Origin of the sequence: Micromonospora sp. NPDC049101 (assembly GCF_040648675.1) — a bacterium.
GTDB lineage: Bacteria > Actinomycetota > Actinomycetes > Mycobacteriales > Micromonosporaceae > Micromonospora.
Window position 1 is genome coordinate 60,311 of the sequence record NZ_JBEZED010000036.1, and the last position, 21,396, is coordinate 81,706.

17 protein-coding genes are annotated in these 21,396 nt (G+C 71.3%); 7 read left to right on the plus strand and 10 right to left on the minus strand.

Annotated features, from left to right (window positions below):
* Nucleotides 1-109: 109 nt before the first annotated feature.
* Complete coding sequence (locus tag AB0B57_RS33185; RefSeq protein ID WP_357079041.1) at nucleotides 110-571, minus strand: hypothetical protein; 462 nt, start codon at nucleotides 569-571, stop codon at nucleotides 110-112.
* A gap of 157 nt (nucleotides 572-728) precedes the next feature.
* On the opposite strand from AB0B57_RS33185, the gene AB0B57_RS33190 reads away from it, so the two are divergent.
* From AB0B57_RS33190 to AB0B57_RS33200, 3 genes are all read left to right on the plus strand, one after another.
* Nucleotides 729-2,057: an MMPL family transporter gene (locus AB0B57_RS33190; RefSeq protein ID WP_357079044.1), complete on the plus strand. Its 1,329-nt coding sequence runs from the start codon at nucleotides 729-731 to the stop codon at nucleotides 2,055-2,057.
* Between the two features lie 299 nt (nucleotides 2,058-2,356).
* Nucleotides 2,357-3,259, plus strand: coding sequence for a hypothetical protein (locus AB0B57_RS33195; protein WP_357079047.1), 903 nt, complete (start codon nucleotides 2,357-2,359; stop codon nucleotides 3,257-3,259).
* Between the two features lie 162 nt (nucleotides 3,260-3,421).
* Nucleotides 3,422-4,432 carry a DUF5954 family protein gene (locus AB0B57_RS33200; RefSeq protein WP_357079050.1) on the plus strand — a complete coding sequence of 337 codons (1,011 nt, stop codon included), beginning with the start codon at nucleotides 3,422-3,424 and terminating at the stop codon, nucleotides 4,430-4,432.
* A gap of 115 nt (nucleotides 4,433-4,547) precedes the next feature.
* Here AB0B57_RS33200 and AB0B57_RS33205 read toward each other — a convergent pair whose 3' ends face one another.
* Together AB0B57_RS33205 and AB0B57_RS33210 are read right to left on the minus strand one after the other, a co-directional pair.
* Nucleotides 4,548-5,354 carry an SAM-dependent methyltransferase gene (locus tag AB0B57_RS33205; protein WP_357079053.1) on the minus strand — a complete coding sequence of 269 codons (807 nt, stop codon included), beginning with the start codon at nucleotides 5,352-5,354 and terminating at the stop codon, nucleotides 4,548-4,550.
* A gap of 165 nt (nucleotides 5,355-5,519) precedes the next feature.
* Nucleotides 5,520-6,500 (minus strand): GNAT family N-acetyltransferase, encoded by a 981-nt coding sequence (locus AB0B57_RS33210; protein ID WP_357079056.1) that lies wholly within the window; start codon nucleotides 6,498-6,500, stop codon nucleotides 5,520-5,522.
* Between the two features lie 94 nt (nucleotides 6,501-6,594).
* Here AB0B57_RS33210 and AB0B57_RS33215 point away from each other — a divergent pair, with 94 nt between their 5' ends.
* Nucleotides 6,595-8,403, plus strand: coding sequence for a S9 family peptidase (locus tag AB0B57_RS33215; protein ID WP_357079059.1), 1,809 nt, complete (start codon nucleotides 6,595-6,597; stop codon nucleotides 8,401-8,403).
* Between the two features lie 366 nt (nucleotides 8,404-8,769).
* Here the strand turns inward: AB0B57_RS33215 and AB0B57_RS33220 are convergent, their stop codons facing one another.
* From AB0B57_RS33220 to AB0B57_RS33245, 6 genes are all read right to left on the minus strand, one after another.
* Nucleotides 8,770-11,652, minus strand: coding sequence for a BTAD domain-containing putative transcriptional regulator (locus AB0B57_RS33220; RefSeq protein ID WP_357079062.1), 2,883 nt, complete (start codon nucleotides 11,650-11,652; stop codon nucleotides 8,770-8,772).
* Nucleotides 11,653-12,019: 367 nt separating this feature from the next.
* Nucleotides 12,020-12,634 carry a hypothetical protein gene (locus AB0B57_RS33225; protein WP_357079065.1) on the minus strand — a complete coding sequence of 205 codons (615 nt, stop codon included), beginning with the start codon at nucleotides 12,632-12,634 and terminating at the stop codon, nucleotides 12,020-12,022.
* Nucleotides 12,631-14,013 (minus strand): hypothetical protein, encoded by a 1,383-nt coding sequence (locus AB0B57_RS33230; protein ID WP_357079068.1) that lies wholly within the window; start codon nucleotides 14,011-14,013, stop codon nucleotides 12,631-12,633. Before AB0B57_RS33230 ends, AB0B57_RS33225 begins: the two co-directional genes overlap by 4 nt.
* On the minus strand, nucleotides 14,010-14,810 hold the full coding sequence (locus tag AB0B57_RS33235) for an ABC transporter ATP-binding protein (protein ID WP_357079071.1): 801 nt from the start codon (nucleotides 14,808-14,810) through the stop codon (nucleotides 14,010-14,012). Before AB0B57_RS33235 ends, AB0B57_RS33230 begins: the two co-directional genes overlap by 4 nt.
* A gap of 41 nt (nucleotides 14,811-14,851) precedes the next feature.
* Nucleotides 14,852-15,649 (minus strand): hypothetical protein, encoded by a 798-nt coding sequence (locus tag AB0B57_RS33240; RefSeq protein WP_357079074.1) that lies wholly within the window; start codon nucleotides 15,647-15,649, stop codon nucleotides 14,852-14,854.
* Nucleotides 15,646-16,197, minus strand: a complete 552-nt coding sequence (locus tag AB0B57_RS33245; RefSeq protein WP_357079077.1) for an RNA polymerase sigma factor — start codon at nucleotides 16,195-16,197, stop codon at nucleotides 15,646-15,648. The genes AB0B57_RS33240 and AB0B57_RS33245 overlap by 4 nt, the downstream gene beginning before the upstream one ends.
* 343 nt (nucleotides 16,198-16,540) lie before the next feature.
* On the opposite strand from AB0B57_RS33245, the gene AB0B57_RS33250 reads away from it, so the two are divergent.
* Nucleotides 16,541-17,761 (plus strand): multidrug effflux MFS transporter, encoded by a 1,221-nt coding sequence (locus AB0B57_RS33250; protein ID WP_357079099.1) that lies wholly within the window; start codon nucleotides 16,541-16,543, stop codon nucleotides 17,759-17,761.
* 37 nt (nucleotides 17,762-17,798) lie between these two features.
* Here the strand turns inward: AB0B57_RS33250 and AB0B57_RS33255 are convergent, their stop codons facing one another.
* On the minus strand, nucleotides 17,799-18,473 hold the full coding sequence (locus tag AB0B57_RS33255; protein WP_357079080.1) for a hypothetical protein: 675 nt from the start codon (nucleotides 18,471-18,473) through the stop codon (nucleotides 17,799-17,801).
* 23 nt (nucleotides 18,474-18,496) lie between these two features.
* Here AB0B57_RS33255 and AB0B57_RS33260 point away from each other — a divergent pair, with 23 nt between their 5' ends.
* Nucleotides 18,497-19,015 (plus strand): hotdog domain-containing protein, encoded by a 519-nt coding sequence (locus AB0B57_RS33260; protein WP_272615560.1) that lies wholly within the window; start codon nucleotides 18,497-18,499, stop codon nucleotides 19,013-19,015.
* A gap of 142 nt (nucleotides 19,016-19,157) precedes the next feature.
* The gene (locus AB0B57_RS33265) at nucleotides 19,158-21,158 is read left to right on the plus strand and encodes an acetoacetate--CoA ligase (protein WP_357079084.1); all 2,001 of its coding nucleotides are present in this window, start codon (nucleotides 19,158-19,160) and stop codon (nucleotides 21,156-21,158) included.
* The last annotated feature ends 238 nt before the right edge of the window (nucleotides 21,159-21,396 follow it).

Consider the following 21,396-nt stretch of genomic DNA (forward strand, 5'->3'; position numbering starts at 1 on the left):
CCCGGGATCGTTATGTAGATGCTGGTTGATTGGTCGGCTGGGTGCGGCTGCGGTAGTGGCTGGTCCGGGCACGTGCTTGGTGTTGGCGTCGCCAGTGTGACCAGGTCAGCTAGTGGCTGATCGGGTGGACGGTGTTGGTGATCAGCTTCGCGAAGAGGCGGCGGATTTCGGGCAGGGTCAACGGGATCGCTCTCTGGTCGGTTGCGGGACGGTCGTCACGTTCGTGGGCGGCGATCACGGTCAGGATGACTTGGGCGAGCATGACGAGGGTGACGTGTCGGTGCCAGGCGTGCCAGCGGCGGACCGGGGGTTCGTCCAGGCTGATGGTCTTGCCGGTCTGGAAGCAGGTCTCGATCGACCAGCGGGTCCCGGCCACCCGCACCAGCACTCGCAGCGGGACGGGTCGGGGTGACCAGCAGCGGTAGAACGCCAGCTCGCCGTCGCTGATCCGGCGGCGGATCAGCAGCCAGTGATGGCCGGTGCTCTCGTCGAGGGGTGCGGTGATGCCGGTCCAGGCCCAGTCGTAGTCGCGGGCCCCTTTTGACCGGCTCCGGCGGACAGCCGGTTTCACGCTCGGGCGGGGAGGTCGGTGGCGAGGCGGTCGGCGCGGACCGGACCGTCGACCGGGCGGGCGGTGACGCGGTGACTCTTGGCCACGGCCAGGACGTAACCCACTCCGTGGCTTTGCAGGTCGCGGCGTAGCTGCCGGTCACCGCCGTAGGCGGCTCGTGTTCCCGTACCCCTTCCTGCGCTCCTTCGCCTACGCGGGCGTCCTGGTCGTCGCGATGGCGGTGCTCGGCTCGCTGACCCTGCTGCCCGGGGCGCTCGCCGTGCTCGGCCCCCGGGCGATGCCCCGCGGCGCATCGCCCGGCGCGGCCAGTGGCCGGCGCTGGTACGGCTTCGGTGCCCGCGTGATGCGACGGCCGCTGCTGTTCGGCACCGCCGGGCTCGTCCTGATCGCGGTGCTCGGCGCGCCGGCGCTGGGGCTACGGATCGGCCTGCCCGACGACCGGGTGTTGCCGCCGTCGGCGTCCACCCGCCAGGCGTACGACGAGCTACGGGCCAACTTCGCCCAGGAGGCGAACGACGCCATTCACATCCTCGCCCCAGCCGGACGCCCGGACGCCAGGGCCGCCGACTACGCCGCCCGACTCTCGCGCATCGACGGCATCGCGCAGGTCAACTCGGCCGTCGGCGTCTTCGTCGACGGTACGCTGGCACGCCCGGCACCGAAACCAGAACGGTTGACCAGTGCCACGGGCACCCGTCTGGAGGCGATCCCGACCCGCCACGTGCTCGCCGGCACCGAGGTCTCCGAACTCGTCGAGCGGATCCGGGCCGAGCCGGCGCCGTTCGAGCGCGTGCTGGTCGGCGGGTACCCGGCCGAGTTGACCGACTTCCGCTCCACCTTGATGGAACGGGTGCCGCTGGTCGCCGCGCTGATCCTCGCCATCACGTTCGTGCCGCTGTTCCTGATGTCGGGCAGTCTGCTCATCCCGGTCAAGGCCACCGTGCTGAACCTGCTCAGCCTCTCCGTCATGTTCGGCGCGCTGGTGTTCGTCTTCCAAGAAGGAGCGTTCTCGTCACTGCTCGGCTTCACGCCGATCGGCACTCTCGACCCCGCCTTCCCGATCCTGATGTTCTGCGTCGCCTACGGACTATCCATGGACTACGAGGTGTTCATGCTCTCCCGGATCAAGGAGCGGTACGAGGCCACCGGCGACAACACCCGAGCGGTGCTGGAGGGGTTGCAGCGTAGTGCTCCCCTGATCACCTCTGCCGCTGTCATCCTGGCCGTGTCATTCTCCCTCTACGCCACCGGCAGGGTCATGTACCTCCAGATGATCGGCATCGGCATCGCGATCGCGATCCTGATCGACGCGACCATCATCCGCGCCATGCTGGTGCCGGCATTCATGCGCCTCGCCGGGCGAGCCAACTGGTGGGCCCCCGCCCCGCTGCGACGACTCCAACGCCGGCTCGACCCGCACGCCTCTATCCCACCAGCCACTGTCGTGGATCCCCGGTCGGAACGGACCTCCGCGACCACCGGGTGACTCCGGTTCTTGGGTGGCCAGCCTCGATCCGCTCGCGCGCCGTGCGTTCCTGGACGAAACGGTGGCGACCGCGACGGCCACCGGCAGCGCAGTGGTGCTCTCCACGCACCTGGTCGCCGATTTGGCCCACATCTGCACCGACGTGGTGGTCGTCGCCGGGGGCCAGATCCGGCTCGCCGCCGCGATCGCCGGTCTGTGCGGCACCCCGGCCGAGCTGGAGCGCGTGGTCCTTGACCAGCTCGGCCGGGCGACCGACGAGGCCACCCGAACCAAATCGCCACGACCACGGGGGAGGCCCCATGATCCGCCTCGCGCTCCGCCAGTTCCGGACGTCGACGTGGACCGCAGTGCTCGGGCTCGTGGCCGTCGCCGCAGTAGCCCTGGCGACCCGGCCGCACTTCGCCGACGCCGCGGCAGCCGCACAGCGCGCCTGCGGATCGGACCCCCACTGCCCCGCCCTCACCGCGTTCGTACTCGACAACACGACCCCGCGGACCGTCTTCGGTCTCGTCGTGACCGTGGTACCCCCGCTGATCGGCGCGTTCTGGGGTGCGCCGCTGGTCGCTCGGGAGTTCGAGGCCGGCACCTACCGACTGGTCTGGACACAGAGCATCAGTCGGAGCCGCTGGCTGGCGGTGAAGCTGGCGGTCGTCGGCACCGTGACCGTCGTGGCGACCGCGCTGCTCAGCGCGCTCGTCACGTGGTGGGCCACACCGCTGGACCGCGCGGCCGCGGCGGTTTACGGCACCTTCGACCAACGCGACATCGTGCCGATCGCTCCGCGGGTGGTGTCCATGCCGCTCGACCCCGCCACGACCGGGTACGGCTCGGGCGGGAACATCCTGTTTGGCGTCGGGCCGAGCGCACTGGAACCGACGACGCCGGACATCCCGAACGCCTGGATCCAGTCCGTCCGCGTCGTCAACGCCGCCGGCCTGCCGCTCACCGACCAGGTGCTGCGGGCGACCTGCCCGGGTCTCGGCGAAGGGCCCCAAGGCCCGGCCGGCCCGGCTTCGGAAGCCGCTCGGCAGCGGATGTACGACTGCGTCAGGCGGATCGGCGAGAACTACCATGAGGTCGTCACCTACCAACCCGGCGACCGCTATTGGACGTTTCAATGGTGGGAGTTGGCGCTGTTCGTGCTGCTCACAGTGCTTCTCTGCGGGTACGCGTACTACCGCCTGCGTCGTTTCCGGGGCTGACGTTCGGACCGACGCGGGTGGTGCTGTGACGTTCGAGGACGAAAGCGCCGCAGCCGAGCCTGCCGTGCGCAACGTGATGGGTTGCAGACCGCACGACGATGTCTGTCAGCCACTGCGGCGGTGCGAGTCGGCGCCTCTGCGGTCAGGCGACACAATGCGTACATGACGTATCACGATGAGCGGGTGCCTGATCATCTGCTGGTCAGGATCGAGCAGCGGGACGACCCGGTGTCGGAGCTCTCCGAGGACGACGCCCGGGAGCGATCATTTGCCTATCCGACGCTGATGTGGGGTCTGCCGGTCTTCGGTTTCGTCGAGCAGGTCGACGGTCGGTGGCGGCTGCTCCAGCTCGGTGACGATGAGCCCCAGCATGCCCGCGACGGCCTTGCGTCGCACTTCCGGAAGCTGCACAGCGCGCTGCCGGAGACCGCCGAGCACGCGACCGAGAGAGCGGCGTACGAGACGGCGTACGAGCTGCTCGACTGGGAGCCGCTCGACGAGCTCACCGTCAACGGCCGCCGCTACCGGATCATCCGCGCCCAGCCGTTCATCCGGATGGGCCCGGACGGGCCGGAGCCGCCTCGGCCCACCGACCCGGACCCCTACCCGCCGGGCCAGGCGGAGCGGGGCAACTCGCCGATGGAGGGGTTCGTCATCGACCCGACCGCGGGTACCGGGCTCACCGACGGGCTGGTCCGGATGGAGATGATTTCGGGCTACCTGCAGACCGACGTCGTCGGCGAGGATGTCCGCGCCGACTCCCGCCTCGCGGTGAGCACCCATCCCAACGTGGTTCTCCTCCCGGTCGAGTACACCATCGGGGCGTATGTCGACGGCGGTTGGCGACCCCGAACGGCGGCTACCTATCCGACGCCGCAGGCGGCACGGGACGCGGGTTCCTTCTCCGTGGGTTCCTTCGCCCCGGGCGAGAATGCCCCGATCGAGGAGGTCATGGCGGCGTACGAGCGTGCGCGGGCCGCGCACCGGCCGCCGTCCACAGACGACTTCGAGGTGCAGGGCGTGCCGTGCCGGGTGACCCGGGTCGAGACCTTCGTCCGGGTTGGACCGGACGGGCCGGAAGGGCCGCGCCCCTCGGACCTCGATTCGTATCCACCGCCCGCCCGGCAGGTCCACGATCTCCGTGAGCAGGGTCTGATGCCCGACCCGGACTGATCCGACCCGGTGGGAATTGGCGGCCCGCGCAGTGCACGCGCTGGGACGGGTAGCCCTCCCTGCTCTGCGTCCGGTTCTCGGACCGGGCGAGGATCGCGACGTGCGGAGGCTCAGCTCAGCCGATGCGGCCGACGCCGCCGAACAGGTAGACCTCCGGCTCGTCGGACTCGGGGTGGGGACGCCAGCGCGAGCACGTGACGACGCCGGGCTCCAGCAGATCCAATCCGTCGAAGAAGCGTTCGAGCTCCGTCTTCGTCCTGGCGCGGATCGGCGTGCCGCCGCGCTCGGTGGTTTCCCGCATCACGCGCAGCATCGGCTCGCCGTGGATCTCCGCGGTGGAGTGGGTGAGCACCAGGTGGCTGCCGGTGGGCATTGCCCGCACCAGCTGCGCGACGGAGCCGTACGCCACGTCGTCGTCCATGAGGTGGTTGACGACGCCGAGGAGCATGAGCCCGATTGGCTGCGAGAAGTCGAGCGTCTGTCGCGCGGACGCGAGTATCGTGTCCGGCTGCCGCAGATCGGCTTCGACGTAGTCGCAGCGGCCTTCGGGCGCGCTGGTCAGGAGCGCACGCGCATGCGCCATGACGAGCGGGTCGTTGTCGATGTAGACCACCCGGCAGTGCGGGTCGAGGGCCTGCGCGACCTCGTGGGTGTTGTCCGCCGAGGGGAGGCCGGTGCCGACGTCGAGGAACTGACGGATGCCGGCATCCTCGACGAGGAACCGGACCACGCGCTTGAGGAACGCGCGCTCGGACTTGGCCCCGATGGGGATATCCGGGATGTGTGCGATCACCTCGTCGCCGGCGGCCCGGTCGACCGCGAAGTGGTCCTTGCCGCCGAGCCAGTAGTTCCAGATCCGCGCCGAGTGCGGAACCGTGGTGTCCAGTTTGGAGCCCGACGGGAACTCCCGGTCCTCGGTCATGAGGGCATTCTTCCGCACGGAAGGCTCGGTGACACAAGTGGGGCGGCGGTCCGAAGGCCCGGCGAATTCCAATCGGGTGCCCGGACCTCCGCACATTTGGGCGTATCCGCCGCTGTACTGGAACCCGTACGCCGACACCGCCCAAAGAGCAGTGGCGCCACGCCGTCACTCGGCTGTCGGCCCGGCGAGCTGGCGCATCAGCACCGCGTACCCGCGTCCCGATTCGGTGAAGCCGATCCTTCGGTACAGCGCCAGCGCCGGTTGGTTGGTGTCGCTCACCTGGAGTCGCAGTCGGCGGAAGCCCGATGATCGTGCCCGGTGCACGGCGCGCAATATCATCGCGGTAGCCAGGCCCTGGCGGCGCCAGGAAGGTCGGGTGCCGAGGCAGTGCAATATCGCTGTCGGTTCGTCCGCGTCGTCGTCGGTCAACGCGAACAGGAAGGCCGCGACCGGGTTCTCGTCCTGGTCCTCCTCGGCGAGCAGCAGGCAGGAGAGGTCGGGCAGGAACTGCGGGTGTGCGATGGCGTGTTGTGGCCACGTGCGTTGGTCCGGCCGGACGGCCGCCGGGCTCTGGGCGTAGGCCTCGTTGTGGGCCAGCCGCGCGAGTTCCTGGTAGCGCTCGTCGACGGGCTCCAGCGCCAGGCCGGGCGGCAGCCCCACGGTGGGTGGCAGCTCCGGCACCGTCAGGACGAGGTCTCGTTCGTGCCGGACCAGCGTGAAGCCGTTCTCGGTCAGCAGCCGGAAGCCGGTGCTGTCGTTCTCGGCGCACCGGGTGCCGAGAACGGCCGCCTGGGTCGGCCCTCCGGCCCGCCGCAACTGCTCGGCCTGGTCGACGAGCCACCGATGTAGCTCCGCGCGGCCGTCGCCCGCCAGCTCGGGGTGTGCCACACCCGTCAGCCGGATCCGGAGTACGCCGTCCGCCACCCCCATGTCCGCGACTTCCGCGTACGCGGCGACGGCCCCCTGGCCGTCCAGGCCGACACGGGTGTGCCGAGCGAGGTCCGGGCCGAGTCCCGCCAGGCGCGTGCGGACGATCTCGGCGTGTTGGTCCAGGCCGACCGGTGCGATCGCCTCGGCGTGCCGGAAGAGAGCTGCCAGCGGCACGGCATCCTCTGGTGTCGCCGGGATCCAGGTGAGGACCTTCATCGACGGCATCCTATCCGCGTCGCGTTCAGGGCCGGGATCGGCCGCCGGCTATCGGTCGAGCACTGCGGGACATCGAGTGCCTAGGATCTTCTGCATGCCCGGATATCGCGACTTTCAGTCAGGCCTGAGATTCCTGCCGACGCTGGTCATCGCCCCCGACGGCACCCAGATCGCGTACGTTGACGACCGGAACGGCCAGTTCAACCTGGTCACGCAATCGTTGTCGGATGGCGGGACGCGTCGGTTGACCGCCAGCACCGACTCGACAGTCCGTCGGGTTGCCTGGCACCCCAGCGGCGAGTGGCTGTTGTTCCTGGCCGATGACCACGGGAACGAGAACACGCAGTTGCACCGGATTGCCGCCGAGGGTGGGGACCCGGTGCGGCTGACCGACACACCGGACGTGCAGTTCGCCGCGGCCGAGGGTGATCCGTTCTCTCCGGACGGCAGGTTCGTCGCCTACTGCGGCAACGATCGGACGCCGGCCGACCAGGACGTGCTGGTCCTCGATCTGGCGTCCGGCGAGGTACGCCGGGTGTACGACGGCGGTGGGCGGACGTACCCCGGCTACTGGTCTCCCGACGGGACCAGGCTCACCGTCGCCGAGTGGAGGACCACCAACAGCGACCACCTGGTGTACGTCGCGTCCCTGGATGGCGCCGAGCCGCGTTCGCTGACGTCGCCGGACGGTGTGGCGACGTACTGGTTGGGCCCGTGGCTGCCGGACGGCAGCGGTTTCCTGGTCCTGTCGAACGCCGATCGGGAGTTCACCGGTCTGGCGGTGATGGACGCGGACACCGGTGCCCTCACCTGGCTGGACACCCCGGACTGGGATGTGCAGGAGGTTGCCCTCTCCGGTGACGGGCGGGTGCTGGTGTGGAACGTCAACGTCGACGGCTTCTGCCAGCTGCGCGGCCGTGACCTCGGCACCGGTGCCGACCTCCGGATGCCGGACCTGCCCGCCGGGGCGGCGACCGGCCTCACCGTCTCCGCGGACGGGCGCTTCGTCGTGCTGCGGTTCTCTACCGCGACCCAGCCGTGGAACATCCTCCTGATCGACCTCAAGACCGGAGAACTCCGGTGGCTCAGCGACGCCCGGCCGGTCGCGGCCGACCCTGCCACCTTCGTCGAGCCGACGTTGGTCCGCTATCCGGCAGGCGACGGCCGCCGGATTCCCGGCTACCTCTACCGTCCCGAGCACCGTGAGCCAGCCGGAGTCCTGATCTCGGTCCACGGTGGTCCGGCCTGGCAGGAGTTGCCGGTCTACATGTACGACGGCTTCTACCAGTACCTCCTCGCGCACCGGATCGGCGTCTTCGCCCCGAACATCCGCGGCTCCCTCGGATACGGCCGCGCCTACTCCGACCTGGTGAACCGGGACTGGGGCGGCGGAGATCTGACGGACCTCGCCGACGCGGTCGCCTTCCTGCGCACCCAGGAGTGGGTCGATCCCGCCCGGATCGGGGTCATGGGCGCCTCGTACGGCGGGTTCGCCGTGCTGTCCTGCCTGAGCCGGCTGCCCGAGGTGAACTGGGCGGCCGGCGTGGACCTGTACGGACCGAGCAACCTCGTCACTCTGGCGAAGGCGTCGCCGCCGACGTGGCGGTCACTCGTGGCGGCGGTGATCGGCGACCCGGAGGCGGATGCGGACCGGCTGATGGCCCGCTCACCGGTGACCCACGCGGACCAGATCCGGGCCCCGTTGCTTGTCATCCAGGGGGCCAACGATCCCCGGGTGCCCCAGCGGGAGAGCGATCAGATCGTGGAGCGGCTGCGGTCGCGTGGCGTGGATGTGCGGTACGAGATCTTCGAGGACGAGGGGCACGGCTTGCTCCGCCGCGAGAATCAGGCCAAGGCCTTCGCGGACGCGGGCGAGTTTCTGGTCAAGCATCTCGGTAACTGACGCTGGAATGGTCGGCCGACGGTCGCCCCTCGCACCGGAGGGGCGACCGTCGGCCGACCGGGTCATCCGGTGTGACCCGCACGCACTCGGAATAGCCCGCGGACGCATCGAGGGCCGTCGTCGTGCGTGAGCCGGCTCAGTTCTCCGGCGCGCACCAGTCGCAGCCCGTCGCCAGGCTGGCGGCGGACGGTGATGCCGGCGAGGTCGGGGCCGCCTGCGGAGCGGAGACGGTCAGAGCCATGGCGAAAGCAGCTACCACGGCAGCGATACGCTTCCTCAAAACTGGTCTCCTATGTCGATGTGTCGATGGACAGCAGGATCGTAACGTCTATGCCGCATTCGTGGTGTCCATTGCTGCCGGCCAGGTCAATCACCGCCGCCGAAGAGATCGCGAACGGTTCGCCGCACGAACGATTCCACGATCGAGGGCGTTGGCTGCCGGACCAGCCGCAGTGCCTCGTCGAGCGTCGCCCGCGCCTGCGGGATCCGGCCCGCCCGGTGCTGGCAGATGCCGAGTCCGCGCAGCGCCTGGGCCTGCCCGTGCCGGTCTCCCAGCACGGCGGTGATCGTCAGGACGTGGTCGAACAGCGGCGCCGCCTGCTCGTGCCGGCCCGCCGCCAAGAGGCGCATACCCTGCCAGAACAGCGCTTGCCCGCGTCCCATCGGCGGGGCGCCGATCGTGTCGTACAACGCGATTGATTCATCGAGGTGCGTCTTGGCGCCCGCCTGGTCGCCGAGATCCAGGTAGGCCTGCCCCATGCCGCGCAGGACGAAGGCGGCACCGCCGACGTCGGTGTCCCGCAGGCCGGTCAGCGCCGACGAGTACCGTTCCAGCGCCGCGCCCGGCTGGCCCCGGAAACGCGACACCATGGCGAGGTACGCATCCACGACCGCCACCCCGTGCAGGTCACCCACCTTGTCGAAGATTCGCCTGGCTCGCTGGAAGTGGTCGTCGGCGCTGTCGAATTCCTGGCGGTCGACTGTCAACATCCCCAGTCGGTAGGAGATCGCCGCCTGTCCCCGGATGTCGTCCGCCGCCAGTGCGCTCTCCCAGGCGACATCGAGGACGTGCTGCCAGTCGTCGTACTGCCGGCGCATCGGGAACAGCGGGGACGCGGTGCAGGCGAGATCCCAGGCCGTCTCGCCAAGCCCGTCCCGAGCCGCACGTTTGATGAGCGACACGATGGTGGGGCGTTCCACGTCGAACCATCCGAGCAGGTCGGTCGCCGACGATCCGACGAGAAGGTCGTCGACCTCCCATCGTGGGGTCTTGCCCGGCATGGTGAGGGTGCGGCCGCCGTACAGGGTGTGGAGGAGCCGCTCGATGATGCTCAGCGCGGCACCGAAGGCCCGACCACGTGCCGCGCCCAGCTCACCGGGGCTGGCTTCCGACAACGCCCGCTCCCTGCCGAAGAGGCGTACGAGGTCGTGCAGGCGGTAGCGGGGCTGACCGGCCGGATAGTGGCCGGAGAAGTCCAGCAGTTGGGCGTCGATGAGCTGCTCCAGCAACTCCTGGGCCCGATCGGCGGTCGTGTCGAGCAGCGCCGCGGCGAGCCAGTCGCTGACCTCGGCGATCTCGATGTCACCGAGTCGGCGCAGCAGCGTCCGCGCCGCCGGGCTGAGCACCTGGTAGCTGAGTGCGAGGCTGGCACGGACGTCGAGGTGACCGTGCGAGAGCCGGTCCAGTCGGCTGCGCTCGTCGTCGAGCATCTGCACGAGCCGGTCGACGGTCCAGTGTGGTTTCGCGGCCAGTTTCGCGCCGACGATCCGGATCGCCAGCGGCAGGTACGCGCAGCGGCTGAGCAGGGCGGTGGCGGACGCCTCGTCGAGCACCGCGTCGGGCCCGGCGATCCGGGACAGCAGGAGCGCCGCGTCCGTCGCATCCATCACGGTGAGCGCCACGGTCTGGGCGCCGAGGATGGCACCCAGCCGGGCGCGGCTGGTGACCAGGACGCCGCACGACGTGCCGCCGGGGATGAGGGCCGACAGCTGGTCGTCGGCGGCGGCGTTGTCCAACAGGACCATCAGCCGCCGGTCGGCGAGCAGGTCCCGGTAGAGGTCCATCCGCTCGTCCAGGGTCGCGGGTAGGTGCAGCCCGTCGACGCCGAGGGCGCGAAGGAACCGACCCAGCACCTCGTACGGGGTCAGGCCCCGGTCGCTGTCCGCACCGCGCAGGTTGACGTAGAGCTGTCCGTCCGGAAAGGAGCTGGCCAGCCGGTGCGCGACGTGGATGGAGAACGCGGTCTTGCCGACGCCGGCCGGCCCGGAGACCACCGCGATCCGGGCGCCGGCGCCCGGACGGAGCAGGATCTTCTCGATCCTGGTCAGCTCCGGCTGCCGTCCGGAGAAGTCGGCGATGTCGGCGGGCAGGTGCCGCGGCGTGCTGAGTTGGAACCCGGCTGGCGAGCCGCTGCGCTGCCCGTCCGGTGGGTGCGGCGGCGGGGTGGAGGCCACCGCCGTGCCGCTGCCGTCGGTGCCCGGCTGGTCGTCGGTGCCCCGCAGCACGGCGAGGTGGATCGCCTGTAGCTCGGCGGACGGGTCGGTGCCCAGCTCGTCCCGCAACCACCGCCGCCAGCGGTCGAACGACGTCAGCGCCTCGGGGCCCCGCCCCGACCGGGTCAGGGCGCGCATCATCTGACCGGCCAGCCGCTCCCGGGTCGGATGCCGGCCGGCCAACTCGACGACCTCGTCGACGATGTCCCGGTGGTTGCCGAGCCGGAGCTCGACGTCGAAGAGGTCCTCGGTCGCGGTCAGGCGCAACGCTTCCAGGCCCCGGGTCAGGTCCGCCTGCCCCTCGTCCGGCAGCCACCCGCCGAGGATCGGTCCGCGCCAGAGGGCCAACGCCGACCGGAGGATCGACCGTGCCTCGTCGTCGGAGCCCCGCGTCCGCTGATCGCTGACCAGGTTCTTGAACAGCTGGGCGTCGACCTGCTCGGGTGGAACCCGCAGGAGGTAACCACCGCCTGTGGTTTCCAGCAGCACGGCCGGGTCGGGTTGCTCGGCCAGGTCGAGGATCGCGCGGACCTCGGACAACCGGGTCTGGAGCACCGCCCGTGCTCGCCTCGGCGGTCGCTCACCCCACAGTAGATCGACCAGCCGGTCGCCGGTGACCAGTTGGTTCGCCTCCAGCGCGAGGATCCCCAGGAGCACCCGTTGCTGACGCCGAGCGAACTGGAGCGAAACGCCGTGGTTCCACACCTCGACCGGGCCCAGGACCCGAAGCTCCACCACGACCTTCCCGATGCCCATGGCTGTCGATCTGACGTGTTTCGGTGCTGGGAAGAATACGGGAAGGATTCGGCATGGGCGGTCCGTGATTCTTCTACCAACCGATACGGGGGCGGTTGGTCGGCCGGCAGCGCAGCGAAGGACGAGGCCGACCAGCCGACCGGTTGCTGAACGACGGGGGCGTGCGAAACGCGGGTTGTGGAGATGCGCCAGGACGGCGAGGACACGCCGGTGATGGGTCATCGGACGGGGGCGGCCGAGCTGGTGAAGATGCTGCTGACGTTCTTGTCGACGGTCCTCTCGGCAAGGTGAGGCGCGGCAGCGACCGCGGAGTTCGTACGCCCCTCGACGACCAGCGCGAGCACGTCGACGGCATCACCGAGGTCGGCTACCGGTCGGGTCCGGTTTCACTGGCAGGTCGCAGAGGGCAACCCCGCAGGCTGTACGCGAGCAGACCGGTCACCGCCAGGGTGGCGGCGCAGACCGTGGCGGCGGTGGTGCCGGCGGGTTGGATCAGCCAGCCGGCGACCTGCATCCGCAGGTCCGTGCTGGGGCCCATGAGGGGCAGGACCGCGACGAGGGTCCAGGTCAGCGGGGAGATCCACGACAGGGCGGCACCGAACAGGGCGGCACCGAGGGCGGTGAGCCCGAGGAGCCCCGTGATGTTGCGCAACACCAGGGCGAACGGTTCGTAGCGCGCGTCGGTGACCGTGCTGAGGGTGAGCAGGGCGGTGATCGTGGCGGCGGCGAGCAGCAGGTGCCCGGCACGTCGGAGCGGCCAGTTGACCGCCGCCGTGCGGTCGAGGGCGTCGTCGGTACCGCTGAGGGTGCTGCCGGCCGCGACCACCGCCAGCATGATGACGAGGCTGGCCGTGCGGGCGTTGATGGTCGTCGCGTCGGTGTAGGCCAGCGACAGGGCCCACGCCAACGCGACGAGCGCGGTCGCGGTGGTCAGCGCGACGGGGACCCGGCGGGAGCGGAGGTAGAGCTGAAGCCACCTCACGGCTGGTCCTCGGGCAGGACCGCCGCGAGGCTGTCGCCCTGGCAGGCCAGCGCCGCCTCGCGTGCCGCTGCCATCCGACGCCGTTGCTCGGCCTCCGGGAGACTCACCAGCGCCTGGTACGCGTTCACCAGCCCCTCCATCTCCGTGGGGTCCCAGCCGGGCTGTGGGGCCGGTGGTCGACCGGTCAGCCAGGCGGCGGCGACGATCCGGGCCCGGTACTCGTCGCCCAGAACCGGCTGGTCGGGGCACTCCTGCTGCCAGGTGGCCTCGAGCAGGGCCGGCAGAAAGTAGTCGCCGGACATGTCGGCGCGCCCGAGGCGGTCGATCGTGGGGGTGTCGAAGACGACAGTGTCGGCGGAGTGCGGTGCCGGTGCCGTACTCGGATCCAGCCGTGCCCAGTAGGTGACCTGCTGGGTCTGCACCGCCCGCACTGGCGCGTTGGGCAGCTTGGCCGCCATCATGGCGAGGGCCTGCCGGGCCGGGCCGACGACGGCGGGCAGCAGCGCGGCGTGCACCCGCGTCACGCAGACCTGCGGGCCGGCGTTGTCACAGACCAGCTCGATGGCGACGGGGTCGACGACCGCCGCCCCGCGGGTACCGCCGACGGGCAGGAGCGGTACGGCCACCGCGGCGCCGAGCACCGCCGGGAGGACGGCCAGCGCGACGGCGCGACGGCGGACCGCGCCCAGCAGCAGCAGTCCGGTGGCGGCGAGCGCCACCAGCCACAGTGTCTGGAGCGCGCTGACCCGCGGCATGATCGTCTGGAAGTCGTCAAGTTCGTTGATGACCGGGACGAGCAGCAGCGCCGAGGGTTCGGGTCGGAAGACCGCCGCGTCGAGTTCGGGCTGCCGCACGAACTCGGGGACGAGCCCGAGCAGGGCGAACCCGGCCACCGCGACGACGGGTGCGGTGATCACCCGGGGCACGGCCCGGCCGGCAGCCATGCCCAGCCAGCCGGCGGCGATCAGTGCCGGCACACCGACGGCGGCGACGACAATCGTGGCGCCCGGGAAGTAGCCCGCCGTCGGCACCACCCATCCGGTCGCGATGAGACACAGCAGGGTGTACGCGGCCACCACCGTGATCGCGAGCGCGCTGGCGGTCACCGTGGTGCGGTGCCACCGGGGTCGGGCGGTGCTGGTGAACAACTCGTCGACCCGGTTGCGGGCGTCGCGCCGACCCAGCCACGCCCCACCGGCGAGCGCCAGCGGCAGCAGCACCACGAGCATCGATCGTGCGATGACGGCCAGTTGCATCCACCGGCCGGCGAAGAACAGGGTGGAGGTGAGCAGTAACGGTACGCCGGTCACCAGCAACAGCAGTGCGACGCCCAGGGCCGCCGACCGGCGTAGCTCGATGCGGAGGATGCGCCCGATCATGCCGGCACCTGCCCACGGTGGGAGCGCAGCAGCGCCGAGTAGCCGCGTTCGGTGGCGCTGTCGCCCGCGTCGCCGGCGCCGCCCTGCTGGGCCAGCTGCCCGGTGGTGCCCTGCCACACCAGGCGACCCTCGTGGACCAGCACCACGTCGGTGCAGGCCACCGCGACGTCCTCGACCAGGTGGGTGGAGACGAGCACGCAGCTGTCCAGGCCGATCTCGCGCAACAGCTCGCGGAAGTCGAGACGCTGCTCCGGGTCCAGGCCGACCGTCGGCTCGTCGAGCAGCAGCACCTCCGGGTCGTTGACGATCGCCTGGGCGATGCCGGCACGGCGCAGCATCCCGCCGGAGAGCGTCTTCATCCGGGAGTCGGCCCGGTCGGCGAGGCCGACCCGTTCGACGGCCCGTTGCACCGCGCCCGGGATGACCGTCTTCGGCATCTCCTTGAGCCAGGCCATGTACTCGACGAACTCCCGGACGGTGAAGCGCGGGTAGCAGCCGAAGTGCTGCGGCAGGTAGCCCAGGCCACGGCGTACCCGACGGAGGTCCGCCTTGGCGGTGATGTCCTCGCCGAGCAGGCGCAGCCGGCCGTCGGCGGGTTTCACCACCGTGGCGAGTGCGCGCATCAACGTCGTCTTGCCGGCGCCGTTGGGGCCGAGCAACCCGTGCACGCCGGTGCCCAGCGCCAGGTCCAGCCCGTTGACCGCCAGGTGCCGGCCGGCGCGGACCTGCAACTTCTCGGTCTGTACCGCCCACGGATAGGTGGACGGCGTGGTCTCCGCCACGCTGACCATACGCATCATTACTTCTCCATTCGGTTCGTGGTTCGTGTCGTCAGCTGTCACGACGTGCGGGGAAGTCCTCCGAACGGACGTCGTCGGGCCCGGACGAGCACCACGGCCACCAGCGCCACGGTGGTCACGGCCCACCAGGGCGAGCTGCTGTCCGCGAGGACGGCCGGGAGTCGTCCGCCGGCCAGACTCGGCGCCACGACACCCGCGGACCAGGTGAGGGCCAGTACGGCGGCGGCGCGGTCCACCCCGACCAGCCCGCCCAGGGCCAGGGCCCCGGCGGTGAAACCCAGCGCCGGCAGCAGCCAGAGACCCGGGGAGTGGCCGGTGCCCCAGCCCGCCACGGCCAGCACCGGGATGACCGCCACCAGGACCGCCAACGTGCGGCGCAGCAGCAGCGCCAAGCCGGCACGCGGCGTGGTGGCCGTCAGCTCCCAGGCCGGGTCGAGTCGTCGGCTCCAGAGCGCCGCCACCGGCAGCAGCGGTGCCATCGGCGCGACGAGCAGCACCAGCGACGGCAGGTTGTCGAAGGTCGTCTCGAAGAGCACCGCGGCCAGCATCAGGCCGGTGGCGGTGGCCAGCCACGGCAGGATCCGGGCGGCGACCCCGGTCCGCCGAAGTCGCCGCCGACGCACCGGAGCGGGGCCGGTGGCGATGCCGGTGGCGATGCCGTCGGCCACCCGGTCCAGCAGGTCGCGGGTGGCGGGGTCGGTCGCGTCGGCCAGGACCGCCCGGCAGGCGGCGCAGGACTCCAGGTGCGCCTCGACCGCCCAGATGGTCGTGTCGTCGACGCCGCGACCGCCCGAGGCGTACGCGGAGATCAGTGTGGGGTTGGGATGAGTGATCATGACAGCGCCTCCCGCAGCGCGATTCGGGCCCGCCGCGCGCGGGTCTTCACGGTTCCTTCCGGCATGCCGAGCAGCAGCGAGGTCTCCCGCACGGTCAGTCCGTCGAGGACCATCGCGCGCAGCACCTGACGCAACTCCGCCGGCAGGGCCTGTAGGGCCCGCTCCAGGTTGGCGTCCAACCCGCCGGCCAGCGCCTCTTCCTCGGCCGCCGGAGCCACGGTGTCGTAGGTCTGCACCGACGGGATCCGTTCCCTGCGGGCCCGGTGGCGGAACGCGTCGATCAGCCGGTGGGCGGCGATCGTCCACAACCAGCCCACCGCGCTGCCGGAGCCCGCGGACCGCGCCTGGCTGCCGGCCGACCGCCACACCGCCAGGTACGTCTCCTGCAACACCTCGGCCACCACGTCCTCGTCGGCGCAACGCCGACGCAGCCGCGCGGTCAACCACGGGGCGGTACGCCGGTACAGGGCGTCGAAGGCACGCCGGTCGCCACGGCCGACGCGGCGGAGCAACTCGGCCTCGTCGAGGCCGTCCAGACTTCGTCTCACGACAGGCAAGACGACGCGGACCTCCCTCCCGGTTCTGGTGCGACTGTGACCCCGGTCACAGCTTGGTCCGGGTCCGGGGCGGACCAGCGGGGCGTGACTCCCCCCACAGCGGGAACGTCGTACGGCTTCTGGACGTTGGCGAGCGACAGGATCACCACCGGGTGATCGACTCGTCCGGCCACCCCCACCACGACCCCTACCTCGTCACAGTCTCGCCGCCCCGTGACGACGCACAAGCTTCCGCAGAGAGATCGAGATGATGAGGCAGTTGGTGGACAAGACCGGAGCCGGCACCCGCGCGGACAACCCGGGCACGACCGAGGACATGCTGCCCGGTGACCTGATGACCAACCGGCAGCGGGCGCAACTCGTCCTCGTGCTGGGTGCGTTGATCGCCATCGGGCCGTTGACCATCGACATGTACCTGCCCGCACTGCCCGCCATCACGGCAGGGCTGCAGACCACCGAGACCGCGGTGCAGTTGACGCTGACCGGCACGCTTGCCGGCCTCGCGCTCGGTCAGTTGCTGATCGGGCCGCTCTCCGACGTGGTCGGGCGGCGTCTGCCGCTGCTCGCCGGGCTGGCCGCGCACATCGTGGCTTCCGTGCTGTGCGTCTTCGCGCCCAGCATCGCCGTGCTCGGTGCGCTGCGCGTCCTGCAGGGGCTGGGCGTGGCGGCCGCCACCGTGGTCGCGACCGCCGTCGTCCGCGACCTGTTCAGCGGTGCCTCCTTCGCCCGGATCTTCTCCCGGCTGATGCTCGTCATGGGCCTGGCGCCCATCCTCGCGCCGACCCTGGGCAGCGGCCTGCTGGGCTGGACCGACTGGCGGGGCGTCTTCGCGGCGCTGGCGGTGCTTGGCGCGTTGCTGATCGTCGTGGCCGCGCTCCGGCTCCCGGAGACCCTCCCGGTGACGCGTCGGCGGCACGGGGGAGTCGGTGCCACCCTGCGCGACTACCGGGGGCTGCTCAACGACCGGGCGTTCGTCGGTCTGGTGCTTGTCGCCGGGCTGGCGATGGCGGCCCTGTTCGCGTACGTCTCCGGGTCGTCGTTCGTGCTCCAGCGGGAGTACGGCCTCGACGAGCAGCAGTTCGGCCTGGCCTTCGGCGCGGGCGCCGTCGGGCTGATCGGGGCCACCCAGTTCAACGTCCGGTTGCTGCGCCGCTACAGCCCGCAGCAGATCCTGGTCAGCGCCCTGCTCGCCGGCACGGCGGCGGGGCTGTTGCTCGTCCTGTTCGCGGCGACCGGCTTCGGTGGCCTGGGCACCCTGCTCGCGGCACTGTGGCTGGTCCTGGCCGCGGCCGGCCTGGCCCTGCCCAACGCGCCGGCGCTGGCCATGAGCCGACACAGCGAGGCCGCGGGCACCGCCGCGGCGCTGCTCGGCGCGGTGCAGTTCGGTGTCGGCGCACTCTCGGCACCCCTGGCGGGCCTGTTCGGCGCCGGGAGCGTGCCGATGGCTGTCGTCATCGCCGGTGGCATGGCCGCCGCGCTGACGGTCATGCTCCTGGTCGTGCCCCGCGCCGGCCTCGGCACGGTCGACCCCGACCTGGCGGTCGCCCTGCACTAACCAGGCGGGCGGGCCGGTTGCCCGGCCCGCCCGACGATCAGCGGATCTCCGTGGTGTTGTCCTCCGGGCGCGGTTGGCCGCGCGGTGGGGCGGACCAGGGTGACTCGCCACCCACCCGGCGCGGCAACGGCTCGGTCGGTGTCGAGTCGGCCGGGTAACCCAGAGTGAGCGGCGCGGTGTCGCGTTCCGCGGGCGCGGGGGACGGCCAGTCGGTCAACGTGAAGTCGTCGTTGCGGGGGGTGGTCTCCGGTGCCGGGGCCGGCGGCACGGCCGACTCGGTGGCCGGGCGCGGCCACTGCCGCCACCGCTGCACGCTGAAGGTCGCCATCAGCAGCAGCAGGCCGATCAGGAAGAGCGTGCCGTTCTCCACGGGCAGCCGCAACGGCAACGGATCGCCGGCCACCTTCCACCCGTGCGGGATCGCGTCCCGGACCGTGAAGGGCGCCACGAACATCCCGACGTACGGGCTGACCAGCAGCAACCCGGCCACCAGCGGACCGAGCGGCGAGAAGCGCAGCGTGCCGAGCAGGCCCAGCAGGACGCCGCCGACACCGAGATACACGGCTGGCTCGATCAGGTTGGCGGTGTTGAACGTGCCGGTCTCCACCCAGCGGTCGACCGTCCGGCTCGACCCGTCCTGCCCCAGTGTGACGAGCACCCAGGTGATGGGCGCCACCACCAGCCCGGCGAGGAAGCTCCAGAGATGTCGCATCCGCGCACCGTACCGTTTTCGACATGACTGAGCACCTCTCCGCCCCACCGATCGGCAAGCCGACGTCGTACTCGCGCGTCACGCTGAGCAAGATCATGACTGCCGTGGACGTGAACCTCTACGGCACCGTGCACGGCGGGGTTCTGATGAAGTTCGTCGACGACGTGGCGGGGGCCGCGGCTGCCCGGCACAGCGGCGGGACGGCCGTGACCGCGGCGATCGACGAGATCGTCTTCTCCGAGGCGGTCCGGGTCGGCGACCTGGTGCACGCGCACGCGCAGGTGAACTGGACCGGCCAGACCTCGATGGAGGTGGGCGTGCGGGTGGTCGCCGAGCGCTGGGACTCGGCCGAGGACGCGCCGGTCCGGGTGGCCACCGCGTACCTGGTCTTCGTCGGTGTGGACGTCGGCGGGGCCCCGCGGGTGGTCCGCCCGGTGCTGCCGGAGACGGCGGAGGACGAGCGCCGGTACAAGGAGGCCGAGATCCGTCGCGCGCACCGCCTCGCCCGCCGCCGCGCCATCCAGGCCCACCGCGCCGGCTGACCCACACGAGGTACCGGGCTGGAGTGTGGGGCGGGCACGCATCGGTTGCCGTACCCCGGTGCGCAGAATGGCGCTTCGAGGTAGGGCAAGATGGCGCCACGGCCACGCACAGTGTCGTGCCGGGCCGGGGGAGGGTGGAGCAGTGGGTGACATGCTGTGGGCGCCGCCGGCGGACGTACGCGAGCGGTCCCGCATCGGCGACTACCTGCGCTGGCTGCGGGAGCACCGCGGGCTGGACTTCGCCGACTACGACGCGCTGTGGCGCTGGTCGGTCACCGACCTGGACGGGTTCTGGCGCTCGATCTGGGACCACTTCGAGGTGATCGCGCACACCCCGCCGACCGCCACCCTCGCCGAGCGGGGGATGCCCGGGGCGCGCTGGTTCCCCGGTGCCACGCTCAACTACGCGCAGAACGTGCTGCGGATGCCGGGGCGCGCCGACGACGACCCGGTGGTGATCGCGCACGGGCAGACCCGCGCGCCGGTCACGCTGACCGCCGGGGAGTTGCGCGAGCAGGTCCGCCGGGTGTCGGCCGGGCTGCGCCGGCTCGGTGTCACCGCCGGTGACCGGGTGGCGGCGTACGCCCCGAACATCGCCGAGACGTACGTCCTCCTGCTGGCCACCGCCAGTCTGGGGGCGATCTTCTCGTCCTGCGCGCCGGAGTTCGGCACCCGCAGCGTTACCGACCGCTGGCAGCAGATCGAGCCGACAGTCCTGGTCGCCGTGGACGGCTACCGGTACGGCGACAAGGCGGTGGACCGGCGCGCCGAGGTCGCCGCGATCCGGGCCGCCCTGCCGTCGCTGCGGCACACCGTCAGCATCGGCTACCTCGACCCGACCGGCCCCGTGCCCGAGGGCGCGCTGAGCTGGGCCGAGCTGGCCGCGCCCACCGACGAGCCGTCGACGTTCACGCCGGTGCCGTTCGACCACCCGCTGTACGTGCTCTACTCCTCCGGCACCACCGGGCTGCCCAAGCCGATCGTGCACGGCCACGGGGGCATCCTGCTGGAGCACCTGAAGATGCTCGCCCTGCACCACGACCTGGGCCCGGCCGACCGGTTCTTCTGGTTCACCACCACCGGCTGGATGATGTGGAACTTCCTGGTCTCCGGCCCGGCCGTGGGCGCGACAATCGTGCTCTTCGACGGCAACCCGGCGGTCCGGGCGGAACCTGGCCGGCCGGCTGAACCGGACCTGGGTGGGTTGTGGCGGCTGGCGGCCGAGACCGGCACCACCTATTTCGGCACCTCCGCGCCGTTCCTGCTGGCCTGCCGCAAGGCCGGCCTGGTGCCCCGCGAGATCGCCGACCTGTCCGCGCTGCGCGGGGTGGGTTCCACCGGTGCGCCGCTGCCCGCCGAGGGCTTCGGATGGGTGTACGACACCGTCGGCGACCAGGTGCAGCTCCAGTCGCTGTCCGGCGGCACCGACGTGTGCACCGGGTTCGTCGGCGGGGTGCCGCTGCTGCCGGTGTACGCCGGTGAGATCGCCTGCCGGGCGCTGGGCGCCAAGGTGGAGGCCCGCTCCGCCGACGGCACACCGGTCATCGGCGAGCTGGGCGAGCTGGTCATCACCGAGCCGATGCCGAGCATGCCCGTGGGTTTCTGGAACGACCCGGACGGCACCCGCTACTTCGAGGCGTACTTCGACGTCTACCCGGGCGTCTGGCGGCACGGCGACTGGATCACCATCAACGAGCGGGGCGGCTGCGTGATCACCGGCCGCTCCGACGCCACCCTCAACCGAGGTGGGGTGCGGCTGGGCACCGCCGAGTTCTACTCCGTGGTCGAGGGGCTGGACGAGGTGGTCGACTCGGTCGTCGTCCACCTGGAGGACGACGAGGGCGGCGCCGGTGAGCTACTGCTCTTTGTGGTGCTGGCCGACGGCCTGGAGCTGGACGACCCGATGCGCGCGAAGATCAGCCGTGAACTGCGCACCGCCCTGTCTCCCCGGCACGTGCCCGACGAGATCCACCAGGTACGCGCGGTGCCCCGCACCCTGTCGGCGAAGAAGCTGGAGGTCCCGGTCAAGAAGATCCTGACGGGCACCCCGGTCGACGAGGCAGCGGCCAAGGGCGCCCTGGCCAACCCCGAGTCCCTGACCGCCTTCGCCGCCCTGGCCCAGTCCCGAACCCCCACCCCCTAACAGCCCGCCCTCCCGCCCCGGCCCCCGCCGCCCACCCTCCCGCCCTCCCGCCCTCCCGCCCGCGTCGATCAAGGAGTTGTGGTGCCTCGCAAAAGGGGCATAGGCGCAGCAGTTGCCCACCACAACTCCATGATCGACGGGGTGGGGTGGGGCGGGGTGGGTGGGGCGGGCAGCGGGCGGGGCGGGTGGGGGGGGCCGGATAGGATTGGGGGGTGGTGAGAGTGTGGAAATAGTAAGA

Coding starts and splice junctions, on each gene's coding strand:
- AB0B57_RS33195 (WP_357079047.1), top strand. CDS start 2,357: ATGATCCGCCTCGCGCTCCGCCAGTTCCGGACGTCGACGTGGACCGCA.
- AB0B57_RS33200 (WP_357079050.1), top strand. CDS start 3,422: ATGACGTATCACGATGAGCGGGTGCCTGATCATCTGCTGGTCAGGATC.
- AB0B57_RS33205 (WP_357079053.1), bottom strand. CDS start 5,354: ATGACCGAGGACCGGGAGTTCCCGTCGGGCTCCAAACTGGACACCACG.
- AB0B57_RS33210 (WP_357079056.1), bottom strand. CDS start 6,500: ATGAAGGTCCTCACCTGGATCCCGGCGACACCAGAGGATGCCGTGCCG.
- AB0B57_RS33215 (WP_357079059.1), top strand. CDS start 6,595: ATGCCCGGATATCGCGACTTTCAGTCAGGCCTGAGATTCCTGCCGACG.
- AB0B57_RS33220 (WP_357079062.1), bottom strand. CDS start 11,652: ATGGGCATCGGGAAGGTCGTGGTGGAGCTTCGGGTCCTGGGCCCGGTC.
- AB0B57_RS33230 (WP_357079068.1), bottom strand. CDS start 14,013: ATGATCGGGCGCATCCTCCGCATCGAGCTACGCCGGTCGGCGGCCCTG.
- AB0B57_RS33235 (WP_357079071.1), bottom strand. CDS start 14,810: ATGCGTATGGTCAGCGTGGCGGAGACCACGCCGTCCACCTATCCGTGG.
- AB0B57_RS33240 (WP_357079074.1), bottom strand. CDS start 15,649: ATGATCACTCATCCCAACCCCACACTGATCTCCGCGTACGCCTCGGGC.
- AB0B57_RS33250 (WP_357079099.1), top strand. CDS start 16,541: ATGACCAACCGGCAGCGGGCGCAACTCGTCCTCGTGCTGGGTGCGTTG.
- AB0B57_RS33255 (WP_357079080.1), bottom strand. CDS start 18,473: ATGCGACATCTCTGGAGCTTCCTCGCCGGGCTGGTGGTGGCGCCCATC.
- AB0B57_RS33260 (WP_272615560.1), top strand. CDS start 18,497: ATGACTGAGCACCTCTCCGCCCCACCGATCGGCAAGCCGACGTCGTAC.